Raw genomic sequence first — 14,107 nt, 5'->3', positions numbered from 1 at the left:
ATATCGGCAACAAATGCAGGTAACTTGATGGCGCGGGAGAGGGTATAAGCAAATAATATTCCCGCGCTGAAATAATTAGAAAGTGAGGATTTTGTCCGACGCTAACGTCCATTCGGCAAGTTCAACGAGCGTGCCGATGGCAACGCCTTCAATGAGCGGCAGGCTGGTGATCCCGCGCCCGTCGGTACAGGTTTTACAGAGCTTCACCAGCACACCTTGCGCGGTGAGAATCTCGAGCATCTGCTGAATGTTGTATCCCTCGGCGGGCTTCTGGCCGCGCAGGCCAGCGGTCACCGCATCGGACATCAGGAACAGTTTTACTTCTGGCTGCGGCTCCTGGTCGCGCAGGGCGATGGCCAGCCGCAAACTGTTAAAAAGCGATTCGCTGCCGTACGCCGCCCCGTTGGCAATAATGACTATCTTCTGCATGGGTTTCTCCTTGATGATAACGTTGAGCGTGAGAAGCAGTGTATCGCCCTGAGTTATCGCTGGGTATGATTTGTGCCCGGAAAAGCAGGATTAATCCTGGAGTCGTACATGCAAGTCTCCCCGGTGGGTTAAGAGCAAAACCAGTGTGTTATCATTAATCAATGCGTAGATTTGCCGTTCCGCTTTTAACCTTGTGTTGTTTGCTCCCTCGTCCGGGAGGGGCAATGAGTACCTCAAACAACGTTGTTCCCGCGGCCCAAAACCCTTTCTCTTCTCCCGCTGATGACCTGCCGAACATGGGCCTCGCGCCTGAAACCGATGCTGCCGCGCGCAGGATTGCCGCAGTGGCGAAGAAGTTTGGCGAAGACAGCATGGTGGACAACGGGCTGGATACCGGCGAGCAGGCGCGACTGTTCGCTTTTACCAGCCTGAGAGATTTACTGGCCGACAAAGTGACCGATGAAACCCAGGCTTTGCTTTCGCCCTGGGGCAAAGCCAGCGTCAATTTGCGGGTGGATGAACACGGGAGCTGGAAGGGCAGCAATGGTTCGCTTTTCACGCCCTGGCAGGACAACAGCCGCTATCTGACCTGGAGCCAGCTCGGCTTTAGCCAGCAAAAATACGGCACCACCGGTAACCTCGGGCTGGGGCAGCGCTGGGTCGCCGGAAGCTGGCTACTGGGCTACAACTCGTTCTACGATAATCAGCTGACTACGCAGCTACAGCGGGCGGGATTTGGCGCCGAAGCCTGGGGCGAATACCTGCGGCTTTCGGCCAATTATTACCAGCCGCTGAACGGCTGGCGCGGGCAAACCGACACGCTTGAGCAGCGCCTGGCCCGGGGCTATGACGTCACGGCGCAGGCCTGGCTGCCGTTTTATCGGCATATTGCGACCAGTCTTAGCTTCGAACAATACTTTGGTGACAACGTCACGCTCTTCGACAGCGATAGCGGATATCGAAACCCAGTCGCGGTGACGATGGGCATTAACTATACGCCCGTGCCGCTGATCACGCTCACGGCCCAGCACAAGCAGGGTGAAAGCGGCGTCGCGCAGGAAAATCTGGGGCTCAAGCTGAATTATCGTTTCGGGGTGCCGCTGCAGAAGCAGCTCTCGGCGGACGAAGTGGCCGCGACCAGCTCCCTGCGCGGCAGCCGCTACGATAGCGTTGAGCGCGAGTCCGCCCCGGTGATGCAGTTCCGTCAGCGTAAAACGTTGTCAGTATTCCTGGCCACGCCGCCGTGGCAGCTGCAGCCGGGAGAAACGGTTTTGCTTAAGCTGCAGGTGAAAGCGACGCATGGCATCCGGCGGCTGGTATGGCAGGGAGATACCCAGGTGCTCAGCCTGACGCCGCCGGCACGGCCGCTCAGCACCGACGGCTGGAGCATTATTTTGCCTGCGTGGCAGGCAGGTGCCGCAAATGAATATCACCTGTCGGTCACCGTGGAAGACGAAAAGGGGCAGCGCGTCTCGTCGAATGAGATTGTGCTCCAGCCTGCCGCACCGCTGCTGATTGCCCCCGAAAGTGACCCGCGTTACTCCTTGCTGCCGGAGGAGTAACCGGCGCTAAAAAATACGATCCTGGTGAACCCAAACGGCCGCTTCCACTCGGGACTTGAGCTTCATTTTCTTCAGCAGATGTTTGACGTGCACTTTCACCGTACTTTCGGTGATGTCCAGGCGACGGGCGATCATCTTGTTCGGCAGCCCCTGGGCTATCAGCTTCAGGATATCGCGTTCCCGCGGAGTAAGCTGATTGACGTCACGATCTGAGGTTGCACGGTTGGCCCGCAGGCTGGCCGCCAGCACGGGGGTCAGCGCTTCGCTGAGTACCATTTCTCCCGCTGCGGCCTGCTGCAGGGCTTTGAGCAAATCTTCCGGCTCCATGTCTTTCAGCAAATAGCCATCCGCACCGCGCTTAAGGGCGGTGACCACATCTTCTTCATGGTTCGAAACGGTAAACACCACAATGCGTCCTGACAGCGCTTTTTCGCGCAGGCAGTCGAGCGTTTCCAGCCCGTTCATGCCCGGCATGTTCAGGTCGAGCAGGATCAGGTCTGGATCGAGCGCTTCGGCAAGCTGCACGCCCTGTTCGCCGCTGCCGGCCTCTCCGACGACGGCCAGCTCTGGCGCCATGCTGATCAGCTGCTTAACGCCGGTACGCATCATGGGGTGATCGTCTATCAGCAAAATGGTTGCTGCTTCCTGATGACTCATTCTTCGCTCCTTATTACGGAAGAAAGCGGTGCTTCGGGGATAAAATTGACGACCACTTCGGTGCCGCCGCAGGGACGGGGGCGAACCTGGCAGTCACCCTGCAAGGTTTGGGCGCGGTCGCGCATGATAATAAGGCCGTAATGGTTGCTGCGCTCGCCGCTGCCGGAAATACCGCGCCCGTTGTCCCACACCGCAAGGCGTACCTGATTTCCGTGACGGGTAACGCTGATACCGCAGGCGCTGGCTTCCGCGTGTTTCAGGCTGTTGTTCAGCGCCTCACGCGCAATCTGCACCAAATGAATGGCCTGATGAGAAGGCACTAAGCGCGGCGGGAGCTGGTAGTCCAGCATCACCGGGAAGCCAAGTTTGTCGCTGAACTCCTGGCAACTGGCCTCAAGCGCCGGGCGCAAACCAGGCTCGGTGAGCTTAAGGCGGAAGGTGGTCAGCAATTCTCTCAACTGCCGCCAGGAGGTGTTCAACTCGCCGCGTATTTGCTCCAGCAGCGTCCGGCTCTCCTCCGGCAGCGTTTTGCCCTGCATTTGCAGGCAGCTGACCTGCATCTTCATACAGGAAAGTGACTGGGCGATGGAGTCATGCAATTCCCTGGCAATGGCAGATCGCTCCTCCATCACCACTAACTGCTGCTGGTGTTCATACTGACGCTCCATGGCGAGCGTGGCGGTGAGCTGCTCCATTAGCGTGGCAATAAGCTGCAGCTGGTCTTCGGTCAGCGTTTTGCCCAACGGAAGCTGGGCCAGCACCAGACCGTAATGAAGATGGTTATCGGTGAGGCGCCATTTCAGCGTCGTGGTGTCCTGCGGTAGCGCTGCCCCGGCATCCGGGCACAGCTGGCAGCCCCGGGCATCGCAGTGCGCGTCCGGCTGGAACGTGTATTCCTGATAATTCTCTTCATCTTCGTACTCGTACACCCGGAGCACGATGCCCAGCAGCGGGGTTAAAATCTGGAGTTCGCTCAGTACAGGGGAAATACGCTGGCACAGCGGAGCCTGCGCGTGCAGGCGGCGGTTAGCCTCGTAGAGGAAGGTGAGCATCTGGTTTTTTTGCTCAAGCCCGGCGGTTTTCTCCCGGACCCGCCGCTCGAGCACGGCGTAGCTTTGCGCCAGTTCGCTGGACATGCTGTTTAGCGCGCTCCCAAGCGTGGCCATTTCGTCGCGGCCGCGAAAATTCACCCGTTGGGTGAAGTCTCGCTGACCAATGGCGGTGGCCATCGCCAGTAGCTGACGCCACGGGCGGAGTAATCTTTTGCGTAACCAAATCAGGGTAAAGACGATCAACAGCCCGAGTAACACCGCCATACCCTGCTGCAGCAAAATCACGTGATGCAGACGCATCTCGGTGGTGCGGTCGAAGGAGCTGACCAGTTCATCAATGCTGGCGACAAAATGGGCGACGGCGGGTTTTACCTGCTGCGGCGTTTGGGCGGCAATCAGCGCGGGTTCAAGCGTGCTGCGCCAGTAATCTTGTAGCTGTTGAAGCCTGGCCTGCTGCCCGTCGCGCTCGGCGGCAAGGCGGAGATCGTCGCTCCATGTGGTTTGCTCCATTTCTCGCAGCAGCATCTTGTCCTGCTCCGTCAGCGGAATGGCTGCCAGCAGGCGGTAGCTCTGCATGCGCATGGAGCCCGTTTTGTTGATCGCGTGGGCATTGCCCGAAATCCCCTGGGCCAGCCAGCCGGCCATCGCCATTCCCACCACGCTTAACATCGCCAGCAGCATGACAACCAGCGCGAGCTGATTGACCAGCGAAAGGGGAGAAAACAGGCGTTTTAGCATTGGCAAACGGGCTCCTGAGTGGGAAAAGTGACGAGTGGCGCTATTTTCAGTCAACAGCTGGAGTATACCCATACCTCCAAAGGATTACCCCCAAATTGCCAGAGGAGGCAGGGCAATGGGAGCGGTCAGCAGCAAGTCCCGCAGGGGTGTGATAAATCACGTTATTTTTTTGCCAGAAGATTACTCACAAAGAATGAGGGGGCTTTTTTGCCCGCCGGAGAGATAGATTATCCCTTGATTTACATCAACTAATCTCGACACAGGAACCCTAAGGTTGCGGCATTTACTCACACGAAATGAGGTGTTTATGTCACAGTCTCCCGTTCCCGAGAAGCCGTCGGGCGCACTGATTACCGACTGGCGGCCGGAAGATCCACAGTTCTGGCAGCAAAAAGGTCATCGGATCGCCAGCCGCAACCTGTGGATTTCCGTCCCAAGCCTGCTGCTGGCCTTCTGCGTCTGGATGCTGTTCAGCGCGGTGGCGGTGAATTTGAATAAGGTCGGCTTTACCTTCACCACCGATCAGCTGTTTATGCTCACGGCGTTACCTTCCGTTTCCGGCGCGCTGCTGCGCGTCCCGTATTCGTTCATGGTGCCGGTCTTTGGCGGCCGCCGCTGGACGGCGTTCAGCACGGGGATCTTGATTATTCCGTGCGTCTGGCTGGGCTTTGCCGTGCAGGATACCAGCACCTCGTTTAACACCTTCATCTGTATCTCTCTGCTGTGCGGCTTTGCCGGGGCGAACTTTGCCTCCAGCATGGCAAACATCAGCTTCTTCTTCCCGAAGGCAAAGCAGGGCGGCGCGCTGGGGATTAACGGCGGGCTGGGGAATATGGGCGTGAGCGTGATGCAGCTGGTGGCCCCGCTGGCTATCTCCCTGTCGATGTTTGCCATTTTTGGCGGCAAAGGCGTGGCACAGGGCGACGGCACGATGCTGTTCCTGGAAAATGCCGCGTGGATCTGGGTGCCGTTTCTGGCGGTATTCACCTTAGCGGCCTGGTTCGGAATGAACGATCTCTCGGCGTCGAAAGCCTCCCTGCGTGAGCAGCTGCCGGTGCTTAAGCGCGGCCATCTCTGGATTCTGGGGCTGCTCTACCTGGCGACATTTGGCTCGTTCATCGGCTTTTCTGCCGGGTTTGCGATGCTGTCTAAAACCCAGTTCCCGGACGTCAACATTCTGCATTTTGCCTTCTTTGGCCCGCTGTTTGGCGCCCTGGCACGTTCTGCAGGTGGGGCGATTTCCGACCGCTGGGGCGGCACCCGAGTTTCGCTGTATAACTTCATGCTGATGGCCATTTTCAGCGCGCTGCTGTTCACCACGCTGCCAACGAACGGACAGGGCGGGAACTTCATCGCCTTCTTCGGGGTGTTCCTGATGCTTTTCCTGACGGCGGGGCTGGGCAGTGGCTCGACCTTCCAGATGATTTCCGTGATTTTCCGTAAGCTGACAATGGACAGAGTAAAAGCCGCCGGTGGCAGCGATGAAGTCGCCCTGCGCGAGGCCGCCACGGATACCGCCGCAGCGCTGGGCTTTATTTCGGCCATTGGCGCCATCGGGGGGTTCTTTATCCCTAAAGCCTTCGGCACTTCCCTGGCGTTGACCGGCTCGCCTGCCGGGGCGATGAAGCTGTTCCTCGTCTTTTACATTGTATGTGTGGTTATTACCTGGGCCGTTTATGGCCGGAAATCCTCTCGCTAATGCATTGACCTTTTTGGTTATCCCTTTGCGCGGCTTCGTCCGCGCTTTTTTTTGCCCGCTACGCTTTCAGCGCTGGTTAATTCGCCGCCTACCCCTTAATACCCAAACCCGGCTTGCCGCTACCCCTTCCCCGATGGGTTTTGATTTTTTTGTATTTATATTCAGTTGGTTAGTGATTGTTAAGGTCTTACACTTTGGTGGTAGTGGCCGCCGGGCGCCCAAAAACCACACCAGAAGCAGTTGATCGTTATCAAAAATCCCCAGCTTTCGAGGCGTTACCGTCTCGGGCATCAAGCAATGTCGATTTCACCAGAAGAGCCACCAGGCTCCACATCAGGAGTATCCCGATGAGCAAGTTCCTCGACCGGTTTCGTTATTTCAGGCAGAAGGGAGAAACCTTCGCCAATGGACACGGCCAGCTACTCGATACCAATCGCGACTGGGAAGAAGGGTATCGCCAGCGCTGGCAGCATGACAAAGTGGTGCGCTCCACGCACGGCGTGAACTGTACCGGCTCCTGCAGCTGGAAGATTTATGTCAAAAGCGGCCTGGTGACCTGGGAAACCCAGCAAACGGACTACCCTCGTACCCGCCCGGATATGCCGAACCACGAACCTCGCGGCTGCCCGCGCGGGGCAAGCTACTCATGGTATCTCTACAGCGCCAACCGTTTGAAGTACCCTCAGATGCGTAAACGTCTGATCAAGCTTTGGCGCGAAGCGAAAACGCAGTATAACGATCCGGTTGAAGCCTGGGCATCGATCATTAACGATCCCGACAAAGCCAAAAGTTACAAACAGGCGCGTGGCCGCGGGGGATTTGTTCGTTCGACCTGGGAAGAGGTTAACGAGCTGATCGCGGCGGCGAACGTCTATACCGCAAAAACCTACGGTCCGGACCGCATCACCGGCTTCTCGCCGATCCCGGCCATGTCGATGGTTTCTTACGCCGCAGGCACCCGCTATCTGTCGCTTATCGGCGGCACCTGCATGAGCTTCTACGACTGGTACTGCGACCTGCCGCCAGCGTCTCCGCAAACCTGGGGCGAGCAGACTGACGTACCGGAGTCCGCGGACTGGTACAACGCCGGTTACATCATCGCCTGGGGCTCTAACGTCCCGCAGACGCGTACCCCGGACGCCCACTTCTTCACCGAAGTCCGCTACAAAGGCACCAAAACGGTTGCCGTCACGCCGGACTATGCGGAAATCTCCAAGCTGTGCGACCAGTGGCTGGCGCCGAAGCAGGGGACGGATGCCGCGATGGCGATGGCAATGGGCCACGTTATGCTGCGGGAATTCCATCTCGACAAACCAAGCCAGTACTTCACCGACTACGTTCGTCGCTACACCGATATGCCGATGCTGGTGACGCTGGAAGCCCGTGACGGCTTCTATGCCCCAGCGAATTTGCTGCGTGCGGCAGACCTGGTCGACAGTCTCGGCCAGGAAAATAATCCGCAGTGGAAAACCGTTGCGCTGGCTGATCAGTCCGGCGAGCTGGTTGCACCTAACGGATCCATTGGCTTCCGCTGGGGTGAAAAAGGCAAGTGGAACCTCGAGCAGCGTGACGGCAGCACCGGGGAAGAAACCGCGCTGCGCCTGAGCCTGCTGGGCAGCCACGATGAAGTTGCCGAGGTGGGGTTCCCGTACTTTGGCGGTGAGAGCACCGAGCATTTCGACAACGTCAAACTGAAAGACGTACTGCTGCATAAGCTGCCGGTTAAACGCCTGCAGCTGGCGGACGGCTCAAGCGTGCTGGTGGCAACGGTCTACGATCTCACCCTGGCTAACTACGGTCTGGATCGCGGCCTGAACGATGATAACTGCGCCAGCAGCTACGATGAAATGAAGGCTTATACACCAGCCTGGGCCGAGCAGATCACCGGTGTGCCTCGCCAGGATATCGTGCGCATTGCCCGTGAGTTCGCGGATAACGCGGACAAAACCCACGGCCGCTCGATGATTATCGTTGGCGCAGGCGTGAACCACTGGTTCCATATGGATATGGCCTACCGTGGGCTTATCAATATGCTGATCTTCTGCGGCAGCATCGGGCAGAGCGGCGGCGGCTGGGGCCACTACGTCGGTCAGGAAAAACTGCGTCCGCAGACCGGCTGGATGCCGCTGGCGTTTGCCCTCGACTGGCAGCGCCCGCCGCGCCACATGAACAGCACCTCCTACTTCTATAACCACTCCAGCCAGTGGCGCTATGAGACGGTGACGGCGGATGAGTTCCTGTCCCCGCTGGCGGATAAGTCCCGCTACACCGGCCACCTGATCGACTTCAACGTGCGCGCCGAACGCATGGGCTGGCTGCCTTCTGCACCGCAGCTTGGCACTAACCCGCTGCGCATTGCTGACCGGGCGAAAGGGGCCGGAATGTCGCCGGTGGATTACACCGTTGAACAACTTAAATCCGGCGGCATCCGCTTTGCGGCGGAGCAGCCGGACTCCGGCTATAACCACCCGCGCAACATGTTTATCTGGCGTTCGAACCTGCTGGGCTCTTCCGGGAAGGGGCATGAATTTATGCTCAAATACCTGCTGGGCACCGAGCACGGCATTCAGGGGAAAGATCTGGGCCAGGAAGGTGGGCTGATGCCGGAGGAGGTGGAATGGGTCGATAACGGCCTGGACGGCAAGCTGGATCTGGTGGTCACCCTGGACTTCCGCCTGTCTAGCACCTGCCTGTATTCCGACATTGTGCTGCCGACCGCCACCTGGTATGAGAAAGAAGATCTGAACACTTCGGATATGCATCCGTTTATTCACCCGTTCTCCGCCGCCGTGGATCCTTGCTGGGAATCGAAAAGCGACTGGGAAATCTACAAAAGCATCGCGAAGAAGTTCTCCGAAGTTTGCGTTGGCCACCTCGGTAAAGAGACCGATGTTGTGACGCTGCCGATTCAGCACGACTCGGCCGCCGAACTGGCTCAGCCGTATGGCGTGATGGACTGGAAGAAAGGCGAATGTGACCTGATCCCAGGCAAAACCGCGCCGCACATTATTGCCGTTGAGCGCGACTATCCGGCGACGTACGAACGCTTTACCTCCGTCGGACCGCTGTTGGAGAAAATGGGCAACGGCGGGAAAGGCATTAGCTGGAATACCGAAAAAGAAGTCGAGTTCCTGCGCAAGCTCAACTACGTGAAGACCGACGGCCCGGCTAAAGGCCAGCCTATGATCAACACGGCCATTGATGCCGCCGAGGTTGTGCTCAGCCTGGCGCCGGAAACCAACGGCCAGGTGGCGGTGAAAGCCTGGGCCGCGCTCGGTGAATTTACCGGTCGCGATCACACGCACCTCGCATTGCCGAAAGAAGAAGAGAAGATTCGCTTCCGCGACATTCAGGTTCAGCCGCGCAAAATCATCTCCAGCCCGACCTGGTCCGGGCTGGAGGACGAACATGTCTCTTATAACGCGGGCTATACCAACGTACACGAGCTGATCCCGTGGCGCACACTGTCTGGCCGCCAGCAGCTTTATCAGGATCACCAGTGGATGCGCGACTTTGGCGAGAGCCTAGTGGTGTACCGTCCGCCGATTGATACCCGTTCCGTGGACGGCATGATGGGCCACAAGTCTAACGGCAACCCGGAAAAAGCGCTTAACTTCCTGACCCCGCATCAGAAGTGGGGCATCCACTCCACCTACAGCGACAACCTGTTGATGCTGACGCTGGGGCGCGGGGGGCCAATTATCTGGCTGTGTGAAGCAGACGCCAAAGAAATCGGCATCGCCGATAACGACTGGGTTGAAGTGTTTAACAAAAACGGGGCGCTGACGGCGCGCGCGGTAGTGAGCCAGCGCGTTCCGGCCGGGATGACGATGATGTACCACGCGCAGGAACGCATCATGAACCTGCCGGGCTCTGAAATCACCGGCCAGCGCGGCGGCATTCATAACTCGGTGACCCGCATCACGCTGAAGCCAACCCACATGATTGGCGGCTACGCCCAGCTGGCCTACAGCTTTAACTATTACGGTACGGTCGGCTCTAACCGCGATGAGTTCGTGGTGGTTCGCAAAATGAAAGAGATTAACTGGTTAGACGGCGAAGGCAATGACCAGGTACAGGAGAGCGTAAAATGAAAATTCGTTCACAAATTGGCATGGTGCTGAATCTGGACAAATGCATCGGCTGCCATACCTGCTCGGTGACCTGCAAAAACGTCTGGACCAGCCGCGAAGGAACGGAATACGCGTGGTTTAACAACGTGGAAACCAAGCCTGGCCTGGGCTACCCAAACGACTGGGAAAACCAGGACAAATGGAAGGGGGGCTGGATCCGCAAAATCAACGGCAAGCTGCAGCCCCGCATGGGCAACCGCGCGATGCTGCTGGGTAAAATCTTCGCTAACCCGCATTTACCGGGGATCGATGATTATTACGAGCCGTTTGACTACGACTACCAGAACCTGCACACCGCGCCGGAGGGCAGCAAAGCGCAGCCCGTGGCCCGGCCTCGCTCGCTGATTACCGGCCAGCGGATGAACAAAATCGAAGCTGGCCCGAACTGGGAAGAGCTGCTTGGCGGCGAATTTGAAAAACGCGCGCAGGACCAGAATTTCGTCAATATGCAAAAGGCGATGTACGGTCAGTTCGAAAACACCTTCATGATGTACCTGCCGCGCCTGTGCGAGCACTGCCTGAACCCGGCCTGCGTCGCCACCTGTCCGAGCGGGGCCATCTACAAGCGCGAAGAAGACGGCATTGTGCTGATTGATCAGGATAAATGCCGCGGCTGGCGGATGTGCATCACCGGCTGCCCGTACAAAAAAATCTACTTCAACTGGAAAAGTGGCAAGTCCGAGAAGTGCATCTTCTGCTACCCGCGCATTGAAGCGGGGATGCCGACGGTCTGCTCAGAAACCTGCGTAGGACGTATTCGCTATCTCGGCGTGCTGCTGTATGACGCCGATGCGATTGAGCAGGCGGCCAGCACGGAAAACGAGAAAGATCTGTATCAGCGCCAGCTGGACGTATTCCTGGATCCGAACGATCCGGCAGTCATTGCGCAAGCGCTGAAAGACGGTATCCCGCAGGGAGTGATTACGGCGGCTCAGCAGTCGCCGGTGTACAAAATGGCGATGGACTGGAAGCTGGCTCTGCCGCTGCACCCGGAATATCGCACGCTGCCGATGGTCTGGTACGTGCCGCCGCTGTCGCCGATTCAGTCCGCGAGCGATGCGGGCCAGCTGCCGCACACCGGTATTCTGCCTGATGTCGAAAGCCTGCGTATTCCGGTGGAGTACCTGGCCAACCTGCTGACCGCCGGGGACACCGCGCCGGTGCTGCGGGCGCTGAAGCGCATGATGGCGATGCGTCACTACAAACGTGCTGAAACCGTTGAAGGCGTGATCGACACGCGTGCGCTGGAAGAGGTGGGGCTAACCGAAGCTCAGGCGCAGGAAATGTACCACTACCTGGCTATCGCTAACTACGAAGATCGTTTTGTGGTGCCGACCAGCCATCGCGAACTGGCCGAGAACTCTTTCCCTGAGCACAGCGGCTGCGGCTTTAGCTTTGGCGACGGCTGTCACGGCAGCGACACCAAATTCAATCTGTTCAACAGCCGTCGGATTGACGCTATCGACGTCTCGAGCAAAACGGAGCCGCATCCATGATTGAACTACTGATTATCTCCCGCCTGCTGGAGTACCCGGATGCTGCCCTGTGGCAGCATCATCAGGAGCTGCATGAGGCGCTGGCCCAAAGCGAGACATTGACGAAAATGCAGCGCGCCAGTCTGGATGGGTTTATCGACTCACTCTGCCAGCGGGAGCTGCTGGACGCGCAATCCAGCTACAGCGAGCTATTCGACCGGGGCAGAGCCACTTCGCTGTTGCTCTTCGAGCACGTTCACGGTGAATCGCGCGATCGGGGCCAGGCGATGGTTAACCTGATGAACCAGTATCAACAGGCCGGGCTGGAAATTGACAGCCGCGAGCTGCCGGACCATCTGCCGCTTTATCTGGAATACCTGTCCCAGCGCACGCGGGCAGAAGCGCAGGGCGGGCTGCAGGACATCGCGCCGATCCTGGCTTTGCTCAGCGCGCGTCTGAAACAGCGTGAGAGCGACTATGCGCTACTCTTCGACCTGCTGATTGCTCTGGCTGAAAGCGACGTCAGCGTCGAAACGGTCCGCCAGCAAATTGCCAACGAAGCGCGCGACGACACGCCTCAGGCGCTGGATGCGGTGTGGGAAGAGGAGCAGGTGAAATTCATGGCCGATGACAGCTGCGGAGAGACCGACATTACCGCACACCAGCGCCGTTTTGCCGGGGCGGTGGCTCCACAGTACCTGAATATAGCAGGAGGGAAATAATGCATTTTCTCAACGTCTTCTTCTTTGATATCTACCCGTACCTTTGCGGTGCCGTGTTCCTGATTGGCAGCTGGCTGCGCTATGACTACGGGCAGTACACCTGGCGTGCAGCGTCCAGCCAGATGCTGGATCGCAAGGGCATGAACCTGGCCTCAAACCTGTTTCATTTCGGTATTCTTGGGATCTTTGCCGGACACTTCCTTGGCATGCTGACGCCGCACTGGATGTACGAGGCGTTTTTGCCGCTAGAAATTAAACAGAAAATGGCCATGTTTGCCGGGGGAGCCAGCGGCGTGATGACGCTGGTGGGCGGCCTGCTGCTGCTGAAGCGTCGCCTGTTCAGCCCACGCGTGCGCGCCACCACCACTGGGGCCGATATCCTGATCCTTAGCCTGCTGATGCTCCAGTGTGCGCTGGGCCTCGGCACTATTCCGTTCTCCGCCCAGCATATGGACGGCAGCGAAATGATGAAGCTGGTGAACTGGGCGCAGCACGTGGTCACCTTCCGCGGTGGCGCATCTGACTACCTCGACGGCGTGGCGTTTATTTTCCGCGTTCATCTGGTGCTGGGCATGACGCTGTTCCTGCTGTTCCCGTTCTCGCGCCTCGTGCATATCTGGAGCGCGCCGGTGGAATATCTGACACGCAAATACCAGATTGTTCGCGCTCGCCGCTAGTCTGCATGAACGATCACAAGCCCGGTATATGCCGGGCTTTTTACACAATAAACAAATTCGTTTTTCCGGATATGAACGTTGACTTTAACGCCGTGAGCTTTACTATGGCAGCGTCTATTCAAGAGATCTCACCATGACTGCCCTGGCGCCTTTACAGCTTTTTAAACATTTGTCGGAAGAAACCCGGCTGGCTATCACTCTGCTGCTAAGAGCGAAAAGCGAGCTTTGCGTCTGCGAACTAACTGCTGTGCTGGATCTGCCGCAGCCTAAGGTCTCCCGGCATTTGGCGATGCTGCGCGAGGGCGGTTTGCTGCAGGACAGAAGAGAGGGGAAATGGGTTTATTATCGCCTTTCACCCCACATGCCCGCGTGGGCGGCGGCGGTCATTGAGCAGGCCTGGCAAAGCCAGGGCCATGAAGTGCTGGAGCGCTTGAAACGCATCGAGGCGAGTGGGGCTATGGCGCTTTGCCAGTAAAAAAATTTAACTTAACACATTCGTTTTTTCAGATATGATGGCGTTGTTTTACTGAAGTGGGAGTGAACATGTTTTTAGCAGGAACGCTATTTCTTCATGGCAATCGGCGCCCGTGAACTGCTGCGCAAAAACGTTGAGCCTTATGAAGTTTTAGGGCTGGAGAAAGGGCAATTCAGCGAGGAGCGACTCATTGAGTTGATGGTGCAGTACCCGCTGTTAATTAACCGCCCGATTGTGGTGACTGAGCGGGGGACGAGATTTTGCCGCCCTTCGGAACGCGTGCTGGATATCCTGCCTGAAGGGCAGCAGGGTGCGTTCAGTAAAGAGGACGGCGAGCCGGTTGTGGATGAGCAGGGCCAGCGCTTGAAACCGTAAAACCCGCTTGAAACCCTGAGGGGAAGGGTTCACAATACTTCGCAAGGTGATGGCGTTCCACCTTCCCCCAACCGCCTCGTTCAGAGGCTGATGACGCCTGGTATGACTCTTTT

Annotated in this window: 10 protein-coding genes, 1 pseudogene and 1 riboswitch; of the genes and pseudogenes, 8 read left to right on the top strand and 3 right to left on the bottom strand. The window is 57.9% G+C overall.

Annotated elements, in window-relative coordinates; genetic code table 11:
• Window positions 1-75 precede the first annotated feature (75 nt).
• Window positions 76-429 carry a DsrE/DsrF/TusD sulfur relay family protein gene (locus tag WFK85_RS10405; RefSeq protein ID WP_336708128.1) on the bottom strand — a complete coding sequence of 118 codons (354 nt, stop codon included), beginning with the start codon at window positions 427-429 and terminating at the stop codon, window positions 76-78.
• A gap of 161 nt (window positions 430-590) precedes the next feature.
• On the opposite strand from WFK85_RS10405, the gene WFK85_RS10400 reads away from it, so the two are divergent.
• Entirely contained in the window at window positions 591-1,991 is a 1,401-nt protein-coding gene (locus WFK85_RS10400; RefSeq protein WP_166992001.1) for a YchO/YchP family invasin, read from the top strand.
• Between the two features lie 6 nt (window positions 1,992-1,997).
• On the opposite strand, the gene narL is transcribed toward WFK85_RS10400, so the two are convergent.
• Both narL and narX read right to left on the bottom strand, forming a co-directional pair.
• A complete protein-coding gene (narL, locus tag WFK85_RS10395) occupies window positions 1,998-2,648 on the bottom strand; it encodes a two-component system response regulator NarL (RefSeq protein ID WP_008454210.1) in 651 nt (216 codons plus the stop codon).
• Window positions 2,645-4,438: a nitrate/nitrite two-component system sensor histidine kinase NarX gene (narX, locus tag WFK85_RS10390; protein WP_166992004.1), complete on the bottom strand. Its 1,794-nt coding sequence runs from the start codon at window positions 4,436-4,438 to the stop codon at window positions 2,645-2,647. Before narX ends, narL begins: the two co-directional genes overlap by 4 nt.
• 307 nt (window positions 4,439-4,745) lie before the next feature.
• Here narX and WFK85_RS10385 point away from each other — a divergent pair, with 307 nt between their 5' ends.
• From WFK85_RS10385 to WFK85_RS10355, 7 genes and pseudogenes are all read left to right on the top strand, one after another.
• Window positions 4,746-6,137 (top strand): NarK family nitrate/nitrite MFS transporter, encoded by a 1,392-nt coding sequence (locus WFK85_RS10385; RefSeq protein WP_166992007.1) that lies wholly within the window; start codon window positions 4,746-4,748, stop codon window positions 6,135-6,137.
• Window positions 6,138-6,484: 347 nt separating this feature from the next.
• A complete protein-coding gene (locus WFK85_RS10380) occupies window positions 6,485-10,231 on the top strand; it encodes a nitrate reductase subunit alpha (protein ID WP_336708127.1) in 3,747 nt (1,248 codons plus the stop codon).
• A complete protein-coding gene (gene narH / locus WFK85_RS10375) occupies window positions 10,228-11,766 on the top strand; it encodes a nitrate reductase subunit beta (RefSeq protein ID WP_336708125.1) in 1,539 nt (512 codons plus the stop codon). The genes WFK85_RS10380 and narH overlap by 4 nt, the downstream gene beginning before the upstream one ends.
• A complete protein-coding gene (gene narJ, locus WFK85_RS10370) occupies window positions 11,763-12,467 on the top strand; it encodes a nitrate reductase molybdenum cofactor assembly chaperone (RefSeq protein WP_008454216.1) in 705 nt (234 codons plus the stop codon). Before narH ends, narJ begins: the two co-directional genes overlap by 4 nt.
• Window positions 12,467-13,144 (top strand): respiratory nitrate reductase subunit gamma, encoded by a 678-nt coding sequence (narI, locus tag WFK85_RS10365; RefSeq protein WP_008454218.1) that lies wholly within the window; start codon window positions 12,467-12,469, stop codon window positions 13,142-13,144. Before narJ ends, narI begins: the two co-directional genes overlap by 1 nt.
• Window positions 13,145-13,277: 133 nt before the next feature.
• A complete protein-coding gene (locus WFK85_RS10360; protein WP_166992013.1) occupies window positions 13,278-13,619 on the top strand; it encodes a metalloregulator ArsR/SmtB family transcription factor in 342 nt (113 codons plus the stop codon).
• 96 nt (window positions 13,620-13,715) lie between these two features.
• Window positions 13,716-13,994 (top strand): annotated as a pseudogene (locus WFK85_RS10355) (ArsC/Spx/MgsR family protein); the annotation flags it as partial.
• Window positions 13,995-14,030: 36 nt separating this feature from the next.
• A riboswitch (Fluoride riboswitch) is annotated at window positions 14,031-14,101 on the top strand.
• Window positions 14,102-14,107 lie beyond the last annotated feature (6 nt).

The sequence above is a fragment of the Cedecea sp. VD22 genome (assembly GCF_037150195.1).
Classification (GTDB): Bacteria; Pseudomonadota; Gammaproteobacteria; order Enterobacterales; family Enterobacteriaceae; genus Cedecea.
Note: the sequence above shows the minus strand (reverse complement) of the source record. Positions and strands in the feature narration are given on the sequence as shown.

Excerpts from the sequence above, each read along its gene's own strand:
- narX (WP_166992004.1), bottom strand. The coding sequence starts at position 4,438 with ATGCTAAAACGCCTGTTTTCTCCCCTTTCGCTGGTCAATCAGCTCGCG.
- narL (WP_008454210.1), bottom strand. The coding sequence starts at position 2,648 with ATGAGTCATCAGGAAGCAGCAACCATTTTGCTGATAGACGATCACCCC.
- narJ (WP_008454216.1), top strand. The coding sequence starts at position 11,763 with ATGATTGAACTACTGATTATCTCCCGCCTGCTGGAGTACCCGGATGCT.
- WFK85_RS10385 (WP_166992007.1), top strand. The coding sequence starts at position 4,746 with ATGTCACAGTCTCCCGTTCCCGAGAAGCCGTCGGGCGCACTGATTACC.
- narH (WP_336708125.1), top strand. The coding sequence starts at position 10,228 with ATGAAAATTCGTTCACAAATTGGCATGGTGCTGAATCTGGACAAATGC.
- WFK85_RS10405 (WP_336708128.1), bottom strand. The coding sequence starts at position 429 with ATGCAGAAGATAGTCATTATTGCCAACGGGGCGGCGTACGGCAGCGAA.
- WFK85_RS10400 (WP_166992001.1), top strand. The coding sequence starts at position 591 with ATGCGTAGATTTGCCGTTCCGCTTTTAACCTTGTGTTGTTTGCTCCCT.
- narI (WP_008454218.1), top strand. The coding sequence starts at position 12,467 with ATGCATTTTCTCAACGTCTTCTTCTTTGATATCTACCCGTACCTTTGC.
- WFK85_RS10360 (WP_166992013.1), top strand. The coding sequence starts at position 13,278 with ATGACTGCCCTGGCGCCTTTACAGCTTTTTAAACATTTGTCGGAAGAA.
- WFK85_RS10380 (WP_336708127.1), top strand. The coding sequence starts at position 6,485 with ATGAGCAAGTTCCTCGACCGGTTTCGTTATTTCAGGCAGAAGGGAGAA.